Source organism: Brevibacterium senegalense, from assembly GCF_000285835.1.
Classification (GTDB): domain Bacteria; phylum Actinomycetota; class Actinomycetes; order Actinomycetales; family Brevibacteriaceae; genus Brevibacterium; species Brevibacterium senegalense.
Genome location: NZ_HE978613.1, coordinates 9,541 through 11,060, shown reverse-complemented (window position 1 = coordinate 11,060; position 1,520 = coordinate 9,541). Strand labels below are relative to the sequence as shown.

The 1,520-nt window shown below is 65.7% G+C and carries 2 protein-coding genes; both read right to left on the bottom strand.

What is annotated here, in order from left to right; genetic code table 11:
• Nucleotides 1–134 precede the first annotated feature (134 nt).
• The gene (locus HGBR_RS15670; protein ID WP_026077661.1) at nucleotides 135–1,082 is read right to left on the bottom strand and encodes a cation diffusion facilitator family transporter; all 948 of its coding nucleotides are present in this window, start codon (nucleotides 1,080–1,082) and stop codon (nucleotides 135–137) included.
• Entirely contained in the window at nucleotides 1,069–1,458 is a 390-nt protein-coding gene (locus HGBR_RS15665) for an ArsR/SmtB family transcription factor (protein WP_019160292.1), read from the bottom strand. The genes HGBR_RS15670 and HGBR_RS15665 overlap by 14 nt, the downstream gene beginning before the upstream one ends.
• Nucleotides 1,459–1,520: the final 62 nt, after the last annotated feature.

Sequence of the window (1,520 nt, the reverse complement as noted above, 5' to 3'; positions counted from 1 at the left end):
CATCTCCTTCAACTGAACAGGCTGACCGGCCGCTGCCCCCATCCCCCATGGGAGTAGCGGCCGGTCCCATCCCCCGGGCGATCCTGACGACACGTGGCAACAGGACGCCAAGGCGACGCCGAACACCCGGCTCGTCAGGCGTGTTGGACTGCGGGCAGTTCCCGGTCTCGCAGGGCAGCCGTCTCCACTTGGATCGTGGCGTGGTCGAAGGCGACGGGGAAGTGTTCCTTGACGCAGGCGAGGATCGCCTCCAGGATCTGCGGGGCGTGACCGGATTCGAAGCAGTCATCGTCGACGACGACGTGCGCGGAGATGACCGGCAGGCCAGTGCCGATCATGGAGGCGTGCAGATCGTGCACATCGCGGACGTGATCGAGCTCCAAGATGTGGGCGCGGACCTCTTCGAGGTCGACTCCCTTGGGAGTGAACTCCATCAGCACCCGCACCGTCTCGCGCAGAAGCCGGAACGCGCGGGGAACGATCAAAGCCGCAATGAACAGTCCGGCGATGGTGTCGGCGCGCTGGAACCCGGTGGTCGCGATCACGATCGCCGCGATGATCACGCCCAGCGATCCCAGGGCATCGTTGAGCACTTCGAGGAACGCCGCGCGCATATTGAAGTTCGCGTCGCGGTTGGATGCCAGCACAGCGATCGCGGCGATGTTGGCGACCAGGCCGATCACACCGAACACCAGCAGCTCGGTGCCGGGCACCTCCGTGGGCTCGAACAGTCGGCGGATACCCTCGACGGCGGCATAGGTGCCGACCACGAGCAGCAGCACAGCCTGCCCGAGCGCGGCGATGACCTCGATCCGGGCGAAACCCCACGTCCGCTCACTGCTCGGCGGACGCAGCATCATCGTCGCCGCGATGACCGCCACCAACAGCCCAGACGCATCAGCCAGCGCATGAGCGGTATCCGTCAGCAGAGCCAGGCTGCCGGTGATCACGCTGCCCACCGCCTGCGCCACGACAATGACGGCGATGATGCAGAACGCGATCAGCAGCCGACGGCGCGTCCCCCGATCAGCCCGCTCCGGGACATGACTGTGCACGTGCCCACCCCTGTCAGTTTCCGCCATGCCCCTCATCCTCCTCAACGATCGGCTCGTGATGGTCGTGGTCACGCAACGAAAGCGACACCCCGGACGCCCTCAGCAGCTCATCCGCGCTCTCGACCAGATCCTCCAGTCGGGCCGGATCGGCCAGCGAGAACCACGAGGACCGCCCCTCAGCGCGCACGGTGACCAGTCCGCAGTCACGCAGACAGGCCAAATGCTTGCTGACTGTCGACTGCGCCAGATGCATGTGGTGGACCAGATCCCGCACGCGGTGCTCGCCAGTGGCCAAGTGCTCCAGCAGCGCCAGGCGCGTCGGCTCGGCCAGCGCATGAAACAGCGCCGCATAAGCACTGCGCTCTTCGGACCAAACGGTCTCAGCAACCCCATTAATCGCCATACCGCGATGATAGCACCGAGGGGCGATAGTAAGTCCAAGCCTGACGCGGGCTCTTCCCTAGA